Genomic DNA, 17,352 nt, shown 5'->3' with positions numbered 1-17,352 from the left:
TTCCCTGCGACCATGAGAGCTTCCTGAGTGCTCCCTGAGAAGCCCGGCAGAACCGTGTTTGCCCGATATAAAGGCGGTGGCCCGGCTCTGAAGGCGGCGGCTCAGCCGCAGCCGCAGCTGGTGCGTACGACCAGCCGGGACGGGAACGTCTTCAGCCGCTCGCGCCGGGAGCCCGCCACCCTGAGCCCGTCGTCCAGGACGAGGTCGACCGCCGCCCGGGCCATCGCCGAACGGTCCGAGGCGACCGTCGTCAGCGGCGGGTCGGCGAGCGCCGCCTCCTTGATGTCGTCGAAGCCCGCCACCGCCAGCTCCCGGGGGACGTCGATGCGCAGCTCGCGCGCGGCTCGCAGCAGGCCGATCGCCTGGTCGTCGGTGGAACAGAAGACCGCCGGCGGCCGGTCGGGGCCCGAGAGCACCTCCAGGGCCACCCGGTAGGCGTCGTAGCGGTTGTACGGCGCCTCGAACAGGCGGCCCTCGGTGGAGACGCCCGCCTCGGCCATGGCCCGCCGCCAGCCCTCGACGTGGTCGGAGACCGGGTCGCCCACGGCCGGCGTCTCCGCCGTACCGCCCATACAGGCGACGTAGTCGTAGCCGTGCTCCAGCAGATGGCGTACGGCGAGCTGGGCGCCGCCCAGGTCGTCGGTGACGACGGCGACGTCGTCGATGGCCTCCGGGCGCTCGTGCAGCAGCACCACCCGGGCGTCCCAGGCCTCGATCTCGGCCGCCGCGAGGTCGTTCAGGGCGTGCGAGACGAGGATCATGCCGGAGACCCGCATACCGAGGAACGCGCGCAGATAGTGAACCTCGCGTTCGCCGATGTAATCGGTGTTGCCGACGAGCACCATCTTCCCGCGCTCGGAGGCGGCCTGCTCGACCGCGTGCGCCATCTCGCCGAAGAACGGCTGGCGGGCGTCCGGGATGATCAGGCCTATGAGGTCGGTGCGCCGGGACGCCATCGCCTGGGCGACCCGGTCGGGCCGGTACCCCAGTTCCTTGATCGCCGCGAGGACACGCTCGCGCGTGGCCGGGGCGACCGGCCGGGGTCCGTTGTTGATGACATAACTGACGACGGCGGTGGAGGTCCCAGCCAGCCGTGCCACGTCATCCCGAGTCACCTTGGCCACGCGCGGAGTCTACGCGGATGGACCCGCTCTGGGCAGGGCGTATCGCATCCCGGCTGTGCGGAAGCAATGCCCAGCCGGAGCGGTGTCCATGCCTGCGCTAGGCGTCCGCGTGGAGTTCGGAGGCGTCCAGGACGGCCGAGGCGTCCGCATCTTCCGTCTTTGCCCGGCTCCCCTTGGCCTTGGCCTCGTCGCCGGACCGGTCGCCCTTCTCGGGCGTAACGAATCGATAACCGACGTTCCGGACGGTTCCGATCAGCGACTCGTGCTCGGGGCCGAGCTTGGCGCGCAGCCGCCGTACGTGCACGTCCACGGTCCGGGTGCCGCCGAAGTAGTCGTAGCCCCAGACCTCCTGCAGCAGCTGGGCGCGGGTGAAGACGCGGCCCGGGTGCTGGGCGAGGTACTTCAGGAGCTCGAACTCCTTGAAGGTGAGGTCGAGGACCCGGCCCTTGAGCTTGGCGGAGTAGGTGGCCTCGTCGACGGACAGGTCGCCGTTGCGGATCTCCATGGGGGAGTCGTCGTTGACGATCTGCTGCCGGCCCATGGCCAGCCGCAGCCGGGCCTCGACCTCCGCCGGGCCGGCGGTGTCGAGCAGTACGTCGTCGACGCCCCAGTCGGCGGTGACGGCGGCCAGGCCGCCCTCGGTGACGACGAGCAGGAGGGGGCAGCCGGGGCCGGTGGAGCGCAGCAGCTGGCACAGGCTGCGCACCTGCGGCAGGTCGCGGCGCCCGTCGACGAGGATGACGTCGGCGCCAGGGGTGTCGACGAGGGCGGGGCCCTCCGCCGGGGCCACCCGCACGTTGTGCAGCAGCAGTCCGAGCGCGGGCAGCACCTCCGTCGACGGCTGGAGGGCGTTGGTCAGGAGCAGCAGAGAACTCATACGTCTGGTTCCTCCTCGGTCCCTGCGAGGGCTGTGCGGACGGGCACTGCTCTGCGATCCCGGGGGCCCCGTACACCCGCGGTTTCCCGCTTCGTATACAACGCTTCCGAAAGCACAAAAGGACCCGGGGGCTACGCTGCCCGAGTCCTCTGCCCAGCAGAATAGCCCACATGAGCAATCGTCCGGCAGGTCATGCGGCACGTTCCACCGTTCGTCCGAATGCCGAGACAGGCAGAGGGGGGCCTATCCGGACGTTTCTGCGCACCGCCGACGGGATCCCGGTCGATTCCGTATACAACCCGGGCACGGTCGTATACAAAGCGGCGCCGGACACCTCCCGTCCATTCTCCGGCGACCTCGTGTTCGTGATCGCCCACGGTTTCACCGGGGACGTGGACCGCCCGCATGTGCGAAGGGTGGCGGACGCGCTGGCCCGTTACGGCTCCGTCGTCACCTTCTCCTTCCGCGGGCACGGCGCCTCCGGCGGCCGCTCCACGGTCGGCGACCGGGAGGTGCTGGACCTGGCCGCGGCGGTGGGGTGGGCGCGCGGCTTCGGGCACGCGCGCGTGGTGAGCGTCGGCTTCTCCATGGGCGGCTCGGTGGTGCTGCGGCACGCGGCCCTGCACCCCGGCACGGTCGACGCGGTGGTCTCGGTCAGCGCCCCCGCGCGCTGGTACTACCGGGGCACGGCCCCCATGCGCCGCCTGCACTGGCTGGTCACCCGCCCCGAGGGCCGCCTGGTCGGCCGCTACGGCCTGCGCACCCGCATCCACCACCGGGACTGGAATCCGGTGCCGCTGTCCCCGGCGGAAGCGGTCCCGCGCATCGCTCCCACCCCGCTCCTCATCGTGCACGGCGACCGCGACGGCTACTTCCCCCTCGACCATCCCCGGATGCTCGCCGAGGCGGCCGGTGGCCACGGAGAACTCTGGCTGGAGCCCGGCATGGGCCACGCCGAACACGCGGCCGACGACGGACTGCTGGCCCGGATCGGGCACTGGTCGGTCGCACGGGCGGGCTAGCCTGGCCCCGTCTTTGTTTCTTTCTTGCCGTCGATTGAGGAACCAGATGCCCAAGGTCACGGTCCGCTACTGGGCCGCTGCCAAGGCCGCGGCCCAGGTCGCCGAGGAGCCGTACGACGCGGCCACCCTCGCCGACGCGCTCGCCGCCGTGCGTGCGCGACACCCCGGTGAACTCACGCGCGTCCTGCAGCGATGCTCCTTCCTCGTCGACGGTGACCCCGTCGGGACCCGCGCACATGAGACGGTACGGCTGGCCGAGGGCGGCACGGTCGAGGTGCTCCCGCCGTTCGCAGGAGGGTGAGGCGATGAGCGACCAGCCGTATCAGGGCGGCCCCTACGAGGGCTACGACCCCTACCAGCAGCACCAGCAGCACCAGCAGCACCAAGAGCACCAGCAGCACCAGGCACAGCAGGCCTGGTCCGGGTACGACCAGTACGCGGGGCAGGCAGGCCAGTACGAGCAGACCGGCTACGACCCGCAGGACACCCAGCAGTGGCAGGGCCAGACCTGGGAGACGCAGACGCACGCGTCGATGCCGGCGGAGGGGACGGCGTACCCGCCGCAGGAGGCCCACCAGCAGCAGTACCACCAGCAGGCGTACCAGCAGCAGTACCAGCAGCCGTACGCACAGCCCACACCCACACCCACACCCGCGCCCGAACCCGCTTCCGCGCCCGCGCCGCAGCCCCAGCCGTCCGCGGCCCCCGAACCGGAGCACGCCGACGAGGCGGACCCCTCCTACGGCCCCGCCACCCTCGCCGGCAACACCCGGGTCACCGACGCCCAGCGGGCCCGGTCGGAGGGCCGCTCGCCGATCATCGCGCCCGGCATGCAGCCGGCGGCGCTCACCGCGCTGCTGGGCGTGCTGCTCGCCGCCACGGCGCCCGTCGCCTCGTACGCGCTCGTCGTGCCCCTGGTGCTGCTGCAGGCCGTCACGGCCGCCGGCTGGTTCCGGCTGAACGGCATGTGGCCCGCCCGGCAGGGCATCGCGCTGGCCTTCGCGGGCGGGCTCACCGCGGATGTCGCGGTCCTCGCCGCCGGCCGCGACCACGCGCCGGTCGCGATCCTCGGCCCGCTCGGCGTCTGGGTCCTGCTGTCGCTGGTGCTCCAGCTGCGCTCGCACGCCTCGCCCGACGAGCGGATGTACGGCCTGATGGCGACGGTCGTCTCCGCGGCCCTCACGGTCCTCGCGACGGGCTACCTGGCCGCCGATCCGGACGCGGTGTCGGTGGGCGCGGCGGCGGTCGCGGTGGCCGTCCTGGCCCGCGCCCTGCCCCTGCCCGGCCCGGCCTCGGTCGTGGCCTCCGTGCTGGCCGCCGCCGGCGCGGGCATCGCGGTGGGCGGTATGACGGGCTTCGGCGCGAAGGGCGCCGCGCTGGGGGCGGCGGCGGGTGTCTGCGCCCTGGTCGGCCACCGGGTCGCCAGCTACGACTATCCGTCCCGCTTCGTCCACTTCACGGCGGGCGTGGCCCTGCCGCTGTCGGCGGCCGCGCCGGTGGTGTGGGTGCTGGGGCGGGCGCTGGGCTAGTCGCCGTTCGGGTCTCCTTCCTGGCCGGTCGGCGTCAGACCGGGATGCGGTAGCGGTGCAGCAGGTACCGGCAGGTGTCGGTCACCTGCTCGTCGTCCAGTGCCGCGTCGCAGATGACCGCGGCGGCCAGGAGCCCCCGGAACTTCACGTCGTCGCGATGGGACAGGACCGGAGTGGCCCACGCGACGGTGCTGGCCCGGTCGTCCCTGCGGAGGTCGTACGGGTAGCTGTTGACGTAGGTCTGGAGCCGGCGGGCGGGTCCGGCGGTGCAGCGGACGGCGTACACCGCCCAGTCCGTGTCGGATTCGGCGCAGTACGTCAGGAGGTGGGGGTCGATCAGAAAGCCCTGCCCGTATGTGCGGAGCGAACCGCGACGGCCGGGGGCCGACTCGAAGAACGGCAGCCGTTTCGCGACGAAGAACCAGGTCGCGGCACCTGTCGTGCCCGCCGTCCCGGCGAACTCGTACCGGCCGCCGGCGAAGCGCAGGGCCGCGAGGCCGCCTGCCGCCGAGCTGTCGAGCACGGCCGGGCTGCCCACGGGGGTGCCGTGGTGGCCGGCGGGGCTGAGGTCGGTGAGGCTGGTCACCGGGGCGCCGTCCCGCAGGCCGAGCGCGTCGGCGCGGTAGTAGCCGATCAGGCCCGGCAGCCCGAGCAGCGGGTCGCCGGCGGGGGGTACGAAGGGGACGGTGGCCGGGGGCGGGACCGTCCCGATGCCGATCCTGGCGGACGCGCCCGGCGTGGCGGTGTTGATCACCAGAGGTTTGTCCGTGGGCGGGATGCCTTCGTAGAGGCCCTGCCACAGCGGGCCGTCGACCGCCACGAGCGCGGGCATGCGGGGGTCCGAGAAGTGGTTGAAGGACCTTTCGATGGTGCACCAGCCGGCCTGCCTGGAGATGTCCGGCAACCCGGCCCCGCGTTCGTTGCTGACCAGCCGGATCGCCACCGTGTGTTCGCCCCCGGCGCTCCCGACGCAGTCGCGCAGGCACAGCTGGGTCGGTCCGCCGATGTCGTCGGCGATGCTCGCCCAGATGTAGCTGTCGCGGGGCAGATCCTCGGTGAATCCCTCGAAGTCGATCTGCCAGTTGTCGAGTACCGCCTGGGTCTGGAACAGCCTGACGGCCGATTCACAGACCTTGGAGTCGGTGCAGTAGACGTTGCGCAGGTCCACGCGGGACCTGAGGGCCTTGAACGCGGAGCGCCCGTAATAGCCCAGGCCCATGTAGTCGGCGGTGGTGTTCTGGAAGTAGCTGTAGACCGCGCAGTCGCTCTGGTGCTCGAACCGGCAGGAACGCAGGGAGACCGGGTAGTTGGCGCCGAAGTGGTGCGTGCTCAGCCCCTGTGCGCCGAATTCCACCTTCAGGTCGTTCAGCGACATGTTGTACAGGAGCCCCAGCCCGATGACCTGGCCGTAGTTGGCGGGCCTGGGGGCGAATGAGAAGCCCCTGACGTTCAGCTTCTCGCACCCGTTTCCCTCCACGTATTCGACAAGGTCGTGCGGTACGAAGAAGCCGTGCCCGAACGTTCCGATTCCCTCCCACAGGATCTGGAGGTCGGGCACGCCCGCGGCGCTCTTGTGCACCTCCTCCCGCATCGTCAGGGCCCCGAAGACATGGGGTTCGACGGTCAGGCAGCGCAGGTCGTCGACCTTGCCGTGCGCGTCCTGCTGCTCCTGGCCCTCCCCGAGGTCCCGGTAGCGGAGGGTGTCGGAGAACCGCAGCGCGCCGAAGGTGAGATCGACGGGCTGTTTCGGCCCGCCGGGCAGTTCGCCACCGCCGCCCCAGCCGGACGACTCCGGCCCCACGGCGGCGATCCTGAACGGGGCGTACCAGTTGGGCACGAAGGCGAGTTCGCCGCCGGATTCCCCGGGCGCCCATCCGTCGTTGACCAATGCGAGGTCCGGCCGCACCTGGATCCGCTGCGTCGCCTGCTGTCTGTTCGTCCAGGCCGCCACCGTGCGTGCGTCCAGGTCGAGTTGGAGAGAGCAGCGCAGCACGGGCTGTGCGGGGTCGAAGGGGATCCGGACGTCGCGCTGCAGTCCGTCGGCCGTCCGGAACCTGAAGACGACCACGCCGGAGTTCGCTTCGACGTACGCGCAGAAGGGCGACGGCCGGTAGAACGCGTCGGCCATGCCGAACAGCGGCTGTGCGGACCACGGCATGGCGTCGTTGCGCACCACGAAGTCGAGCGTCAGCCGGCGGACGTCGGACCAGTAGTTGCCGTCCGGCGGGCCGAACTGGAAAGGGGAGCAGGGAAAGGTCACCGTGGCCTCGCTCGTCGGCTCCCCCTCCACCGGGGAGGGGACGCGCGAGCGGCAGCCCCACCGCCGGTCGGTGACGGAGGCGTCGAGCATGCCGCGCAGATCGGCCCAGTGCCCGTCGCTCAACGGCCGCCCATGGGTGATGCGCCGGAGACCGAAGGTCAGCGCGGGCGTGGCCCCCGCGCTGTGCAGCGTGCTCGCGGTACTGCCTTCACCGACGACGCGGACCTTGTTGCGGTCGACCATCACCGACCGCCGGAGTTCGTAGGGCTGGGAGTCGGCAGGTACGAAGACGATCCCGCCGATGTTCTCGTCCAGTGAGTCCACCGCCCGCTGGAACGCGTCCGAACACGTGGTGGAGCCGTCCGGGCCAGGCACAGCGCCGAAATCCCGGACATTGGCGATCACGGATGCCATGAAATGAGAATAGGAGAGACCCAGAAGGCGGCGCTACGCCCCAACTCAAGGTCATATAACCGGCTTTGACTTGATTTCGTCCATGAAAGCCGCTCAGGTGTTTTCGTCCCGGTGCGCGCGGCACACATGACGCCCCCGCACCTCAGGCCGAAGAGTCGCACCCCCCCGGCAGGGGAATGCGGCCCTCTTCGCGCGGGCGGTCACTTGAACGTGATGTCCCAGTGGCTGCCCTCGTTGGCATAGACGTTGCCCGTCGAGGTCCGGTACATGGGCGCCCCGTCGCCCGGCGAAGACCGGCGGCTACCTCTCCACACCGATGCTCACCACGCGGACGCCGGACCGCGTCACCGCCTGCTACCTCCCGAAGCACGGCACGCGGGTGTGCGTCGGCGGGGCGGAGGGGGCGCGCCCATGAGGCGGCGGGAAGCCGAAGGGCCGTACCCCCACTGGCGTCCAACCCAGGGGGTACGGCCCTTCGGCCCGTCACTGAGAGCCCGTCACTGAGCCCGTCCGGTCCGTTCAGACCGCGATGGCGACCTCCGCCAGCCCGCCCTTCTGGGCGACGACCGTACGGTCGGCCGTGGCGCCGGGAACGAGAGCCCGCACGGTCCAGGTGCCCTCGGCCGCGTAGAAGCGGAACTGGCCCGTGGCGGAGGTGGGCACCTCCGCGGTGAACTCTCCGGTCGAGTCCAGGAGACGCACGTAGCCCGTCACCGGCTCGCCGTCGCGGGTCACCTGACCCTGGATCGTGGTCTCACCGGGCTTGATCGTCGAGGCGTCGGGGCCGCCGGCCTTCGCTCCACACATGTCTTTCTCCAGAGGGGTCTGACCAGAAGGTCGGTCGGGTGGGATTACTTGCCGGCGCCGAGCTCGATCGGCACGCCGACGAGGGAGCCGTACTCGGTCCAGGAGCCGTCGTAGTTCTTGACGTTCTGGACGCCCAGCAGCTCGTGCAGCACGAACCAGGTCAGGGCCGAACGCTCACCGATGCGGCAGTAGGCGATCGTGTCCCTGGCGAGGTCCACGTTCTCGGTGGCGTACAGCTCCTTCAGGTCGTCGTCCGACTTGAAGGTGCCGTCGTCGTTGGCGTTCTTCGACCACGGGATGTTCTTCGCGGTCGGGACGTGGCCCGGGCGCTGCGACTGCTCCTGCGGGAGGTGGGCCGGCGCGAGCAGCTTGCCGGAGAACTCGTCGGGCGAGCGGACGTCGACCAGGTTGTACGAGCCGATGGCCGCCACGACGTCGTCGCGGAAGGCCCGGATCGAGGTGTTCTGCGGCTGGGCCTTGTAAGCGGTACCGGCGCGCTCGGGCACCTCCTCGACCAGCTCGCGGGCGTCCAGCTCCCACTTCTTGCGGCCGCCGTCGAGGAGCTTGACGTTCTCGTGGCCGTACAGCTTGAAGTACCAGTAGGCGTAGGAGGCGAACCAGTTGTTGTTGCCGCCGTAGAGGATCACCAGGGTGTCGTTGCCGATGCCCTTCGACGAGAGGAGCTTCTCGAAGCCCGCCTGGTCGACGAAGTCGCGGCGCACCGGGTCCTGGAGGTCCTTGGTCCAGTCGATGCGGATCGCGTTCCTGATGTGGTTCTTCTCGTAGGCGGACGTGTCCTCGTCCACCTCGACGATGGCGATGGTCGGGTCGTCCAGGTGCTCCTGGAGCCAGTCGGCGTCGACCAGGACGTCGCTGCGGCTCATGCTCAATCTCCTCCGGGGCAGTTACGGCGGGGGGTGCGTATAGCGAGGGTGCGCGCTCAGGCCCGAGCGGCGCACGGGTGCCCTTCCAGACAGGGCGGCTGAGAATGCGGCATCCACGGGATTCCCCGCGGAATTTCGCTCAGAAGGGGCGACAGAGCATGGCGGCAACGCGGCACAGGTCCACTGCCCGCCGCTTTGTGAGAACCGCCTGTCGCTTCATGGCCCCGATCGTAGGGACGTCCGGTGGGCATGTCACCGGTGTGTCGCATGCTGAGACGCGATCGTCCGTATAGCGGGACATGAGACGCGCCCGGAGCCGCGTTCCACGGCTTCCGGGCGCTGGGGTCGCTCCATGCATCTGCGGTACGGACGAGGCGTCTCGCCACTCGGACACCGAGGCTCGATCGGTCGTCCTACCCCGCCAGCTTGACGTCCGAACCCTTCACGCTGATCTCCACGCCGTCCTTGGCGGCCTGCACCTTGTCCAGCTTGATGCCGCCGGGGAGGTGGTCGACGGCCTGCTGGAAGTCGGTGATCTGCCGGATGCGGCCCTCGGCGATGTCGGCGCCGCCGAGCCTCGGCAGGGCGTCGGCGTGCACCTTCACCTTGTCGTTCTCCACCGCGACCGAGCTGAGCACATAGACCGGCTCGGGCAGCTTGGCGCCGAAGACGGTGGCCGCCACCGCGACCTTGATCTTGCCGTTGCCGCCGTCGGAGAGGCCGACGACCTCGGCGGTGACGCCCGGGGCGACCTGGGTCGGCTCGGCCTTGGCGGTCTTCAGCAGCTCGTCGTAGGAGATCGTCGCGGTGCCGGTGGCGGTGGCCGCGGTGGCGGAGCTGTAGTCGCCGGAGAAGTCGACGCCCTTCATGTCGGCCTTCAGGTCGTCCACACGGATCGTCTTGCCCGCCGTACCGGTGGTCGCCTGGTAGTCCTTGATGCCGACCTCGACATCGTCCAGGGAGCCGCCCGCCACCTGGGTCAGGAACGGGAAGCCCTTGATGCTCACGTCCGGCGTCGAGGCCAGGTTCTGCGTCGCCTTCAGCTTGTCCGCGGCCTCGCTCTCGGCGAAGTGCACGGCGACCCGGTCCACGATCACGAAGAGCCCGCCCAGAATCACGACGAGAATCAGAATTATTCGCAGGGCGCGCATGGTGGTGTGTCCCCCGGGTCGTTGACGTGTACGGCTACGCAACGGTAGCTCCGTACGGCCCGCCGGGCAGCCGATTGTGGATCACTTGTGACAGGGGGCCCGGGCCTGCCGGACTCCGCCCGTCGTCTCTCCACGGCCCTCTCCTGTGGCCGCCTTCCCCGGTGTGCCGCCGATCGCCGCTACGGCTGAACCGTACGCGGAGACCTACTCTGGAACCATGTACGCACGGCGACGTCACGTGTACTTCGCCATGATGGGGACGTGCATCGTCCTCTTCGTCCTGGCGTGGGCAGTCGTGCGCCTCTGGTCGGTTCCCGCGGCCGTCGGGATGTGCGTGGTGGCCATGGTCATCCCGCCGGTCGCCGCGGTGATGGCCAACCGGCGGGGGCCGGAGGACCGCTGGTGGGACGATCCCTCCGGGGACCCGCAGTCCGACGAGTGGTGGGACGAGCTGGACGGCAAGAAGCGGCCCAGGTCGTAGCGTCGTGGCAGGGACTGTTCAGTACACGAGCGCCTGGGTGTCGTCCGCCAGTGACTCCTGTACGAAGACCTGCGCGCCCGCGATCCGTACGCCCTCGAGGACGTCCTTCTCGGTGATCTCGCGCCGGGCGGCGCACTGCGTGCACAGCGTGACGCGGCCGGCCGCGAGGATCGAGTCGATCAGGTCCGGCAGCGGCGCCGCGTGCGGCAGCTCGAACTCGGCGGCGCGCCCCGGCAGCGCGAACCAGGACGACTCACCGGTCAGCCACAGGGAGACATCGACCCCGCTGGCCACGGCCACCGCCGCCACCGTGAACGCCTGCGAGCAGCGCTCGGGGGCATCGGAGCCGGCAGTCACCTTGATCACGAGCTTCTTCGCCATGCCGGAAGCGTAGCCCGCACAGGGCTCCGCCCACCCGTGCCGGCCGGGCGCCGTCGGCCGGAGCCGGCCCGGTCTGCCGACGGGCCCTCGTCAGGAGGGCAGGGCCCCGGCCGCGTAAGCTGGGCCCCGGCTCTGTCGTACGCCCACCCTCGCTCAAGGAGCACCCGTGGAGATCTTCTTCGAAACCCTGCTGGTCCTGGTCTGCGTCGGCGTCCTCGCCTTCGCCGGACTGACCGTGAAGAAGCTGTACCAGGGCCAGCGCTGACCCCCACCTAGGAACCGCCCCTCATGATCGAGATCCCGTCCGACCTGCACAAGGACCTCGTCCCGCTCGCCTTCCTGCTCGGTAACTGGGCCGGCGCGGGCGTGCACGACTTCCCCGGCTCGGAGAAGTGCAACTTCGGGCAGGAAGTCACCTTCAGCCACGACGGCCGGGACTTCCTGGAGTACCACTCCCGCACCTGGGTGCTGGACAACGACGGCAACAAGGTCCGCCCGCTGGAGTCGGAGTCCGGCTTCTGGCGGATCGACGCCGACCGCAAGGTCGAGGTCACGATGACGCGCGACGACGGCGTCGTGGAGATCTGGTACGGCGAGCTGGCCGCCAAGAAGCCGCAGATCGACCTGGTCACGGACACCGTGGCGCGCACGGCAGCCTCCGGCCCGTACAGCGGCGGCCAGCGCCTGTACGGCTACGTCAAGAGCGACCTGATGTGGGTCGGCGAGAAGCAGACCCCCGAGGTCGAGCTGCGCCCCTACATGTCGGCCCACCTGAAGAAGGTCGTCACCCCGGAGGACGTCGAGCGCTGGGCCAAGGCCCTGCCGGACGACATGCCGGACGACGGGATCGCATTCTTCAAGTAGTCCTATGCTCTGTGGTGTGGTGAGCACCGACTGGAAGAGCGACCTCAGGCAGCGCGGCTACCGGCTGACGCCGCAGCGGCAACTCGTGCTCGAAGCCGTGGACACCCTGGAGCACGCGACCCCCGACGACATCCTCGGCGAGGTGAGGAAGACGGCGTCGGGGGTCAACATTTCCACCGTCTACCGCACGCTGGAGCTGCTGGAGGAGCTGGGCCTGGTCAGTCACGCCCACCTCGGCCACGGGGCGCCCACCTACCACCTCGCCGACCGCCACCACCATCTCCACCTGGTGTGCCGCGACTGCGAGAACGTCATCGAGGCGGACGTCGAGGTGGCCGCGGACTTCACGGCCAAGCTGCGGGACCAGTTCGGCTTCGACACCGACATGAAGCACTTCGCGATCTTCGGCCGCTGTCAGGCCTGTTCGCTCAAGGGTTCAAGTACCAAGTCGTAGGCTTACCCGTATGAAGAGCCCTCTGCTGTCCCTGCCCGGCGCCGTCCCCGCCGAGGGCGTGGACGAAGGCGTCGCCGCCCACTACGGCGACCTGTTCCGCGAGCAGCGCGCCCTCGCCGACGGCACCGGCTTCGTCGACCTCTCCCACCGCGGGGTGGTCACCGTCACCGGCGAGGACCGTCTGAGCTGGCTGCATCTGCTGCTCACCCAGCACGTCAGCGATCTGCCCGCGGGCGAGGCCACCGAGGCGCTGATCCTCTCCGCGCACGGGCACATCGAGCACGCCCTGTACCTGGTGGACGACGGTACGACGGTCTGGGCCCATGTGGAGCCCGGCACCCAGGAGGCGCTGATCGCGTACCTGGAGTCCATGAAGTTCTTCTACCGCGTCGATGTCGCCGACCGCACGGCCGATGTCGCCGTGGTGTATCTGCCGGCCGGGTCGATCGCCGAGGTGCCGGAGGGCGTCGTCGTGCGCGAGACGGCGTACGGCCGTGATGTGTTCCTGCCGCGGGCGCAGCTGGAGGACTTCGCGGCGAAGGCGGGACCCGCCGTCGGCCTGCTCGCCCACGAGGCGCTGCGGGTCGAGCATCACCGCCCCCGCCTCGGCTTCGAGACCGACCACCGCACCATCCCGCACGAGCTGGGCTGGATCGGCACCGCGGTCCACCTCCAGAAGGGCTGCTACCGGGGGCAGGAGACGGTCGCCCGCGTGCAGAACCTGGGCAAGCCGCCTCGGAGGCTGGTCTTTCTGCACCTGGACGGCAGTGAGGTCCATCTGCCCGCGCCGGGCACGGAGATCCGGGTCGCCGGTGAGGGCCCGGACGGACGCAAGATCGGCTTCGTGACGACCTCGGTGCGTCACTACGAGCTGGGTCCGGTGGCACTGGCGCTGGTCAAGCGGAACGTCCCCGTGGACGAGCCCCTGGTCGCCGGGAACACGGCCGCCGCCCAGGAAGTCGTCGTGGAGCCCTGAGGCGCGGTGCGACTCGGGTCTGATCGCCCCCACTCGGGGGGATCTCAGATCTCCAGAAGCACGGTGAACGGGCCGTCGTTCGTCAGGGACACCCGCATCTTCGCCCCGAACCGGCCCGTGGCCACCGTGGCACCCAGTGCGCGCAGCTGGGCGACCACCTCGTCCACCAGCGGTTCGGCGCTCTCGCCGGGGGCGGCCGCGTTCCAGGTGGGGCGGCGGCCCTTGCGGGCGTCGCCGTAAAGGGTGAACTGGCTGATGACGAGCAGCGGGGCGTCGATGTCGCTGCACGACTTCTCGTCCTGGAGCATCCGGATCGACCAGAGTTTGCGGGCCAGTTGGGCCGCCTTCTCCTTGGTGTCCTCGTGGGTGACGCCGACGAGGACGCACAGCCCCTCGCCCTCGATCGCGCCCACCGTCGCGCCGTCCACGACGACGCTCGCGCCGTCCACTCTCTGCACCACCGCTCGCATGCGGACCATCATGCCGGGTGGCCCGTACGCCCTCACCAGGGGCCCATTATTGATCCTTAACCCCCCATCTGGGGCCGTTCGGGGGCACTCGGTCACATAGTGGCCACTTGGGGTGGCACGATGCTTCCACACGCCGGTCGAGGGGACGGTCACAAGCAACATGAGCACACCGAGCACCAGCGGGCGGCTGGAGACCCACCGGCCGCCCGCACAGCGCGGCGACAGCCCGTCCGGGCCGTCGCTGCCCGCGGAGCCGCCCGCGCACGACCTGGCCCGGCTGAGCCTGCCGGAACTGCGGGCGCTGCGCCGTGACGCCCAGCGCGACGAGGCGGATCTCAGTTATGTGCGGCGGCTGTTGCAGGGCCGGATCGACATCCTGCGCGCGGAACTGGCACGGCGGGGCCGGGCGTCGGTGCCGGCGCCCGCGGACGCCTCCGTGGTGGAGCGGCTCCCGGAGATCCTCACCGACGCCCCGGCCCGCAACCGCTCCTCGGCCCGCCATGTCACGCTCGGCACCCCGCACAACGAGGAGTACCGGCGGCTGGCCGCGGAGATGCTCGCCGAGGTCGAGCTGTCGGACCTCGAGGCCCGCACCGACCTCGAACTGACCACCGCGATGGGCCGCCTGGTCGGCTATGAGCAGGAGGTCTCCCGGCGCCGCCAGCGGCTGCAGGGCACCACCGACGAGTGCAGCGGGGAGATCGCGCGCCGCTACCGGGTCGGCGAGGCGCAGGTGGACGACCTGCTGACCTGAGGGGGCGGCGGACGGGCGGGGCGGGCGAAATCCGCGCGACACGCCTCTGTCCGCGCGCCTACGGTGACCCCATGACGATCGACGTCCGCACCGTCACCGAGGCCGAGTTCGAGGACTGGCACCGTGCGCTGTGCACCGGATTCCTGCAGGAGCCGGTGCTGACGGCCGAGCAGTTGGAAGCGCGCCGCCGGCAGTTCGTCGAGGGGCGTCTGCTCGGCGCCTTCGACGGCGGCCGCTGTGTGGCGACCTTCCGCTCCTTCGCCCAGGAGCTGACCGCGGTGGGCGGCACCTCCGTCGCCGCGAACGCCATATCCAATGTCACGGTCACCGCCACGCACCGCCGCCGCGGCCTGCTGAGCCGGATGATGGGCCGGGACCTGGCGGCGGCGAAGGAGCGCGGTGACGTCGTCGCGACCCTGATCGCCGCCGAGTACCCGATCTACGGCCGCTTCGGCTTCGGCCCGGCGACCTGGACGACCCAGTGGTCCGTCGAGGTCCCCCGCGCGGGCCTCGACCCCCGCTGGTCCGGTCCCGAGGACGGCAGCCGGATCGACCTCGTGGACGGCGAGGACGTGCGCAAGCTCGGCCCCGAGCTGTATGAGCGGGTGCGCCGCGCACAGCCCGGGGCGGTCAGCCGCAACGAGCTGTGGTGGCAGGTGAACACCGGCGTCGTGCGTTTCGGCGGCACCTGGAAAGAGCCGTTCTACGCCGTCTACCGCTCGGCCTCCGGCGAGGTGCAGGGCATGGTGTCGTACGAGTCGGACGACACCTGGCACCACAAGCAGCCGCACGACACCGCCGAGGTCAACTGGCTGATCGCCGCGACCCCGGAGGCCGAGCGCGCCCTGTGGCGGTATCTGTGCTCCATCGACTGGATCACCAAGGTCAAGAGCGGCTGGCGCGGCCCGGACGACCTGCTGCCCTTCTTCCTGCCCGACCCGCGCGCGGCCCGCGTCACCGACCACGCGGACTGGCTGTGGGTGCGGATCCTGGACGTCGTACGGGCCCTTCAGGCGCGTGCGTACGAGGCGACGGGCTCGCTGGTGCTGGAGGTCGTGGACGGGGCCGGTCTCGCCCAGGGCCGGTATCTGCTGGAGGCGTCCCCCGACGGGGCCTCCTGCGCCGTGACCACCCGGGACGCCGATCTGGTCCTCGACGTGTCCGAGCTGGCGGCGCTGTGGCTGGGCGACGAGTCCGCGTCGCGGCTGGCCGCGCTCGGCCGGGTACGGGAGGAGCGGGCGGGCGCCGTCCGCACGGCGGACGCGCTGCTGCGCGGCTCCAGGCGCCCTTGGTGCCCGGACGTGTTCTAGCGTTCGACGCCCTCTGGGAAATCGTCACCACGGACCCGACACTTTCCTGGTGACCCCTGAGCTGACCGAACTGATCGCACCGGCTCGTGTCGTCGTATGGGACTTCGACGGGCCGATCTGCCGCCTGTTCGCCGGGCACGAAGCGGAGCGGGCGGCCGCCGCGCTGGTGGCGCCGCTGGAGCGGCAGGGCCTGTCCGGCCTGCTGACCGACGCCGAACGGGAGACGCGCGACCCCCGGGTGGTGCTGCGCGCCGCGCACCGTCTCCCGCCGGGCACCGACCTGCGGGCCGAGCTGGAGGAACTGCTCGCCCGGGAGGAGCTGCGGGCCGTGTCCTCGGCGATGCCGACCGCCTACGCCGATCCCCTGATCCGCACCTGGACGGCTATCGGCGCCCGCATGGCCATAGCCACCGACACCTCTGCACGGGCGGTCCGGGCCTATCTCGACAGCCGTGGTCTGATCTCCTGTTTCGGCCCGCACATCCACGGCCGCACCCAGGACGCCCCGTATCGCCTCGATCGCGCACTGGACGCGATGGGCACCGCGCCCGCGGATGCGCTGGTCATCGGTGGCACACCGGCGGACCTGCGCGCCGCGCAGACGGCAGGTGTGCCGTTCCTGGGCCACGCGCGCAACCAGGACGAGGAGAACCTCCTGCGGCAGGCCGGTGCCTCGGCGATCGTGAGATCGTTCGAGCCGGTTCTGTCGGCCCTCAGGGCGACCCGCTCCGGCCGGACCCCGTCAGGGAACCTCTGACCGGGGGCCTGGCGTGCGCCGTACTCCGAACGAGCTGGTGGCGGAGTTCCGGAACGCGCTGCTGAACGGGGACGAGGTCGAGCTGGGCGGTCTGCCGCCCGACGAGCGGCGCACGCCTTGGAGCGGTGGTCGTCCGGGCCCCGCTCGCCTCCGGCGCCTGCCGGGGTGCGGCCCGCCCCTGCGTAGGCTCGCCCTATGGGAGAGATGGGCCTGCGTGAGCGTAAGAAGCAGCGGATGTACCAGGACGTGTCGGACACCGCCGTGCGGCTGTTCCTGGAGCGGGGCTTCGACGCGGTGTCGGTCGCGGAGGTCGCCGCCGCGGCCGGGATCTCCAAGCCGACCCTCTTCCGGTACTTCCCCGCCAAGGAGGACCTGGTCCTGTACCGGTTCGCGGACCACGAGACGGAGGCCGCGCGGGTGGTGGCGGGAGCGGCCGAGCCGCTGGACGCGCTGCGCCGGAACTTCCTCGCCGGGCTGGACGAGTGCGATCCGGTCACCGGCCTGAACAGCCATCCGGCGGTGCTCGCCTTCCACACCCTGCTGTACGGCACGCCCGCCCTGGTGGCGCGGCTGTACGGGTATCTGGAGCGGTCGGAGGAGGCGCTCGCCGAGGCCCTCGGCGGCGGTCTGGACGCACGGCTGGCCGCGGGGCAGATCATCGCCGTGCAGCGGATCCTCGCGCTGGAGAACTGGCGGCGGATCGCGGCGGGGGAGGACGTGGAGGGCGTACGGCCGGACGCGGTGGAGGCGGCCGAGCGGGCCTTCGGGCGGTTGGCGGCGGGGCTCCCCGGGCTCACGGGCCGAGCAGGTGATACCCGGTAATAAATTTAACCTGGT

General features: G+C 70.9%; 19 protein-coding genes. 11 read left to right on the top strand and 8 right to left on the bottom strand.

What is annotated here, in order from left to right; all coding sequences use genetic code 11:
* Positions 1 to 101: 101 nt before the first annotated feature.
* Both AVL59_RS45495 and AVL59_RS45490 read right to left on the bottom strand, forming a co-directional pair.
* Positions 102 to 1,124, bottom strand: a complete 1,023-nt coding sequence (locus AVL59_RS45495) for a LacI family DNA-binding transcriptional regulator (protein WP_079147303.1) — start codon at positions 1,122 to 1,124, stop codon at positions 102 to 104.
* A 97-nt stretch (positions 1,125 to 1,221) separates the two neighbouring features.
* Entirely contained in the window at positions 1,222 to 2,001 is a 780-nt protein-coding gene (locus AVL59_RS45490) for a winged helix-turn-helix transcriptional regulator (RefSeq protein ID WP_067316161.1), read from the bottom strand.
* 170 nt (positions 2,002 to 2,171) lie between these two features.
* Between AVL59_RS45490 and AVL59_RS45485 the strand changes: the two genes are divergently transcribed.
* From AVL59_RS45485 to AVL59_RS45475, 3 genes are read left to right on the top strand one after another with little or no spacing between them, the layout of a single operon-like run.
* Positions 2,172 to 3,023: an alpha/beta hydrolase gene (locus AVL59_RS45485; RefSeq protein ID WP_079147302.1), complete on the top strand. Its 852-nt coding sequence runs from the start codon at positions 2,172 to 2,174 to the stop codon at positions 3,021 to 3,023.
* Between the two features lie 46 nt (positions 3,024 to 3,069).
* Complete coding sequence (locus AVL59_RS45480; protein ID WP_067316158.1) at positions 3,070 to 3,324, top strand: MoaD/ThiS family protein; 255 nt, start codon at positions 3,070 to 3,072, stop codon at positions 3,322 to 3,324.
* Positions 3,325 to 3,328: 4 nt separating this feature from the next.
* A complete protein-coding gene (locus AVL59_RS45475) occupies positions 3,329 to 4,552 on the top strand; it encodes a hypothetical protein (RefSeq protein WP_067316156.1) in 1,224 nt (407 codons plus the stop codon).
* A gap of 34 nt (positions 4,553 to 4,586) precedes the next feature.
* Here the strand turns inward: AVL59_RS45475 and AVL59_RS45470 are convergent, their stop codons facing one another.
* The 4 genes from AVL59_RS45470 to AVL59_RS45455 all read right to left on the bottom strand — a co-directional run bounded on the left by AVL59_RS45470 (position 4,587) and on the right by AVL59_RS45455 (position 10,068).
* Complete coding sequence (locus tag AVL59_RS45470) at positions 4,587 to 7,226, bottom strand: hypothetical protein (RefSeq protein WP_159400224.1); 2,640 nt, start codon at positions 7,224 to 7,226, stop codon at positions 4,587 to 4,589.
* 519 nt (positions 7,227 to 7,745) lie between these two features.
* Entirely contained in the window at positions 7,746 to 8,033 is a 288-nt protein-coding gene (locus tag AVL59_RS45465; RefSeq protein ID WP_028421436.1) for a DUF1416 domain-containing protein, read from the bottom strand.
* Positions 8,034 to 8,077: 44 nt separating this feature from the next.
* Complete coding sequence (locus tag AVL59_RS45460) at positions 8,078 to 8,917, bottom strand: sulfurtransferase (RefSeq protein ID WP_067316152.1); 840 nt, start codon at positions 8,915 to 8,917, stop codon at positions 8,078 to 8,080.
* 413 nt (positions 8,918 to 9,330) lie between these two features.
* Positions 9,331 to 10,068, bottom strand: coding sequence for an LmeA family phospholipid-binding protein (locus tag AVL59_RS45455; RefSeq protein WP_067316150.1), 738 nt, complete (start codon positions 10,066 to 10,068; stop codon positions 9,331 to 9,333).
* Between the two features lie 217 nt (positions 10,069 to 10,285).
* Here AVL59_RS45455 and AVL59_RS45450 point away from each other — a divergent pair, with 217 nt between their 5' ends.
* Complete coding sequence (locus AVL59_RS45450; protein WP_067316149.1) at positions 10,286 to 10,549, top strand: DUF3099 domain-containing protein; 264 nt, start codon at positions 10,286 to 10,288, stop codon at positions 10,547 to 10,549.
* Between the two features lie 18 nt (positions 10,550 to 10,567).
* On the opposite strand, the gene AVL59_RS45445 is transcribed toward AVL59_RS45450, so the two are convergent.
* On the bottom strand, positions 10,568 to 10,930 hold the full coding sequence (locus AVL59_RS45445) for a DsrE family protein (RefSeq protein ID WP_067316147.1): 363 nt from the start codon (positions 10,928 to 10,930) through the stop codon (positions 10,568 to 10,570).
* A gap of 288 nt (positions 10,931 to 11,218) precedes the next feature.
* Between AVL59_RS45445 and AVL59_RS45440 the strand changes: the two genes are divergently transcribed.
* Genes AVL59_RS45440 through ygfZ form a run of 3 tightly spaced genes read left to right on the top strand, consistent with a single transcriptional unit; the run spans position 11,219 to position 13,224 of the window.
* Positions 11,219 to 11,794 (top strand): heme-binding beta-barrel domain-containing protein, encoded by a 576-nt coding sequence (locus AVL59_RS45440; protein ID WP_067316145.1) that lies wholly within the window; start codon positions 11,219 to 11,221, stop codon positions 11,792 to 11,794.
* Between the two features lie 16 nt (positions 11,795 to 11,810).
* Positions 11,811 to 12,248: a Fur family transcriptional regulator gene (locus AVL59_RS45435; RefSeq protein WP_067318546.1), complete on the top strand. Its 438-nt coding sequence runs from the start codon at positions 11,811 to 11,813 to the stop codon at positions 12,246 to 12,248.
* Between the two features lie 10 nt (positions 12,249 to 12,258).
* Complete coding sequence (ygfZ, locus tag AVL59_RS45430; protein WP_067316143.1) at positions 12,259 to 13,224, top strand: CAF17-like 4Fe-4S cluster assembly/insertion protein YgfZ; 966 nt, start codon at positions 12,259 to 12,261, stop codon at positions 13,222 to 13,224.
* Between the two features lie 44 nt (positions 13,225 to 13,268).
* Here ygfZ and dtd read toward each other — a convergent pair whose 3' ends face one another.
* On the bottom strand, positions 13,269 to 13,694 hold the full coding sequence (dtd, locus tag AVL59_RS45425) for a D-aminoacyl-tRNA deacylase (RefSeq protein WP_067318544.1): 426 nt from the start codon (positions 13,692 to 13,694) through the stop codon (positions 13,269 to 13,271).
* A 160-nt stretch (positions 13,695 to 13,854) separates the two neighbouring features.
* Between dtd and AVL59_RS45420 the strand changes: the two genes are divergently transcribed.
* From AVL59_RS45420 to AVL59_RS45405, 4 genes are all read left to right on the top strand, one after another.
* Positions 13,855 to 14,448, top strand: a complete 594-nt coding sequence (locus AVL59_RS45420; RefSeq protein WP_067316142.1) for an RsiG family protein — start codon at positions 13,855 to 13,857, stop codon at positions 14,446 to 14,448.
* Between the two features lie 71 nt (positions 14,449 to 14,519).
* On the top strand, positions 14,520 to 15,758 hold the full coding sequence (locus AVL59_RS45415) for a GNAT family N-acetyltransferase (protein ID WP_067316140.1): 1,239 nt from the start codon (positions 14,520 to 14,522) through the stop codon (positions 15,756 to 15,758).
* Positions 15,759 to 15,807: 49 nt separating this feature from the next.
* Positions 15,808 to 16,515, top strand: coding sequence for an HAD family hydrolase (locus AVL59_RS45410; protein ID WP_079147301.1), 708 nt, complete (start codon positions 15,808 to 15,810; stop codon positions 16,513 to 16,515).
* Positions 16,516 to 16,710: 195 nt separating this feature from the next.
* Positions 16,711 to 17,337, top strand: a complete 627-nt coding sequence (locus AVL59_RS45405; protein ID WP_067316139.1) for a TetR family transcriptional regulator — start codon at positions 16,711 to 16,713, stop codon at positions 17,335 to 17,337.
* The last annotated feature ends 15 nt before the right edge of the window (positions 17,338 to 17,352 follow it).

Source organism: Streptomyces griseochromogenes (assembly GCF_001542625.1).
Taxonomy (GTDB): Bacteria; Actinomycetota; Actinomycetes; order Streptomycetales; family Streptomycetaceae; genus Streptomyces; species Streptomyces griseochromogenes.
Note: the sequence above shows the minus strand (reverse complement) of the source record. Positions and strands in the feature narration are given on the sequence as shown.

What these genes read in the sequence shown, in the direction of transcription:
- AVL59_RS45490 (WP_067316161.1), bottom strand. Translation starts at nt 2,001, where the DNA reads ATGAGTTCTCTGCTGCTCCTGACCAACGCCCTCCAGCCGTCGACGGAG.
- AVL59_RS45485 (WP_079147302.1), top strand. Translation starts at nt 2,172, where the DNA reads ATGAGCAATCGTCCGGCAGGTCATGCGGCACGTTCCACCGTTCGTCCG.
- AVL59_RS45480 (WP_067316158.1), top strand. Translation starts at nt 3,070, where the DNA reads ATGCCCAAGGTCACGGTCCGCTACTGGGCCGCTGCCAAGGCCGCGGCC.
- AVL59_RS45475 (WP_067316156.1), top strand. Translation starts at nt 3,329, where the DNA reads ATGAGCGACCAGCCGTATCAGGGCGGCCCCTACGAGGGCTACGACCCC.
- AVL59_RS45470 (WP_159400224.1), bottom strand. Translation starts at nt 7,226, where the DNA reads ATGGCATCCGTGATCGCCAATGTCCGGGATTTCGGCGCTGTGCCTGGC.
- AVL59_RS45465 (WP_028421436.1), bottom strand. Translation starts at nt 8,033, where the DNA reads ATGTGTGGAGCGAAGGCCGGCGGCCCCGACGCCTCGACGATCAAGCCC.
- AVL59_RS45460 (WP_067316152.1), bottom strand. Translation starts at nt 8,917, where the DNA reads ATGAGCCGCAGCGACGTCCTGGTCGACGCCGACTGGCTCCAGGAGCAC.
- AVL59_RS45455 (WP_067316150.1), bottom strand. Translation starts at nt 10,068, where the DNA reads ATGCGCGCCCTGCGAATAATTCTGATTCTCGTCGTGATTCTGGGCGGG.
- AVL59_RS45450 (WP_067316149.1), top strand. Translation starts at nt 10,286, where the DNA reads ATGTACGCACGGCGACGTCACGTGTACTTCGCCATGATGGGGACGTGC.
- AVL59_RS45445 (WP_067316147.1), bottom strand. Translation starts at nt 10,930, where the DNA reads ATGGCGAAGAAGCTCGTGATCAAGGTGACTGCCGGCTCCGATGCCCCC.
- AVL59_RS45440 (WP_067316145.1), top strand. Translation starts at nt 11,219, where the DNA reads ATGATCGAGATCCCGTCCGACCTGCACAAGGACCTCGTCCCGCTCGCC.
- ygfZ (WP_067316143.1), top strand. Translation starts at nt 12,259, where the DNA reads ATGAAGAGCCCTCTGCTGTCCCTGCCCGGCGCCGTCCCCGCCGAGGGC.
- dtd (WP_067318544.1), bottom strand. Translation starts at nt 13,694, where the DNA reads ATGCGAGCGGTGGTGCAGAGAGTGGACGGCGCGAGCGTCGTCGTGGAC.
- AVL59_RS45420 (WP_067316142.1), top strand. Translation starts at nt 13,855, where the DNA reads ATGAGCACACCGAGCACCAGCGGGCGGCTGGAGACCCACCGGCCGCCC.
- AVL59_RS45415 (WP_067316140.1), top strand. Translation starts at nt 14,520, where the DNA reads ATGACGATCGACGTCCGCACCGTCACCGAGGCCGAGTTCGAGGACTGG.
- AVL59_RS45405 (WP_067316139.1), top strand. Translation starts at nt 16,711, where the DNA reads ATGGGAGAGATGGGCCTGCGTGAGCGTAAGAAGCAGCGGATGTACCAG.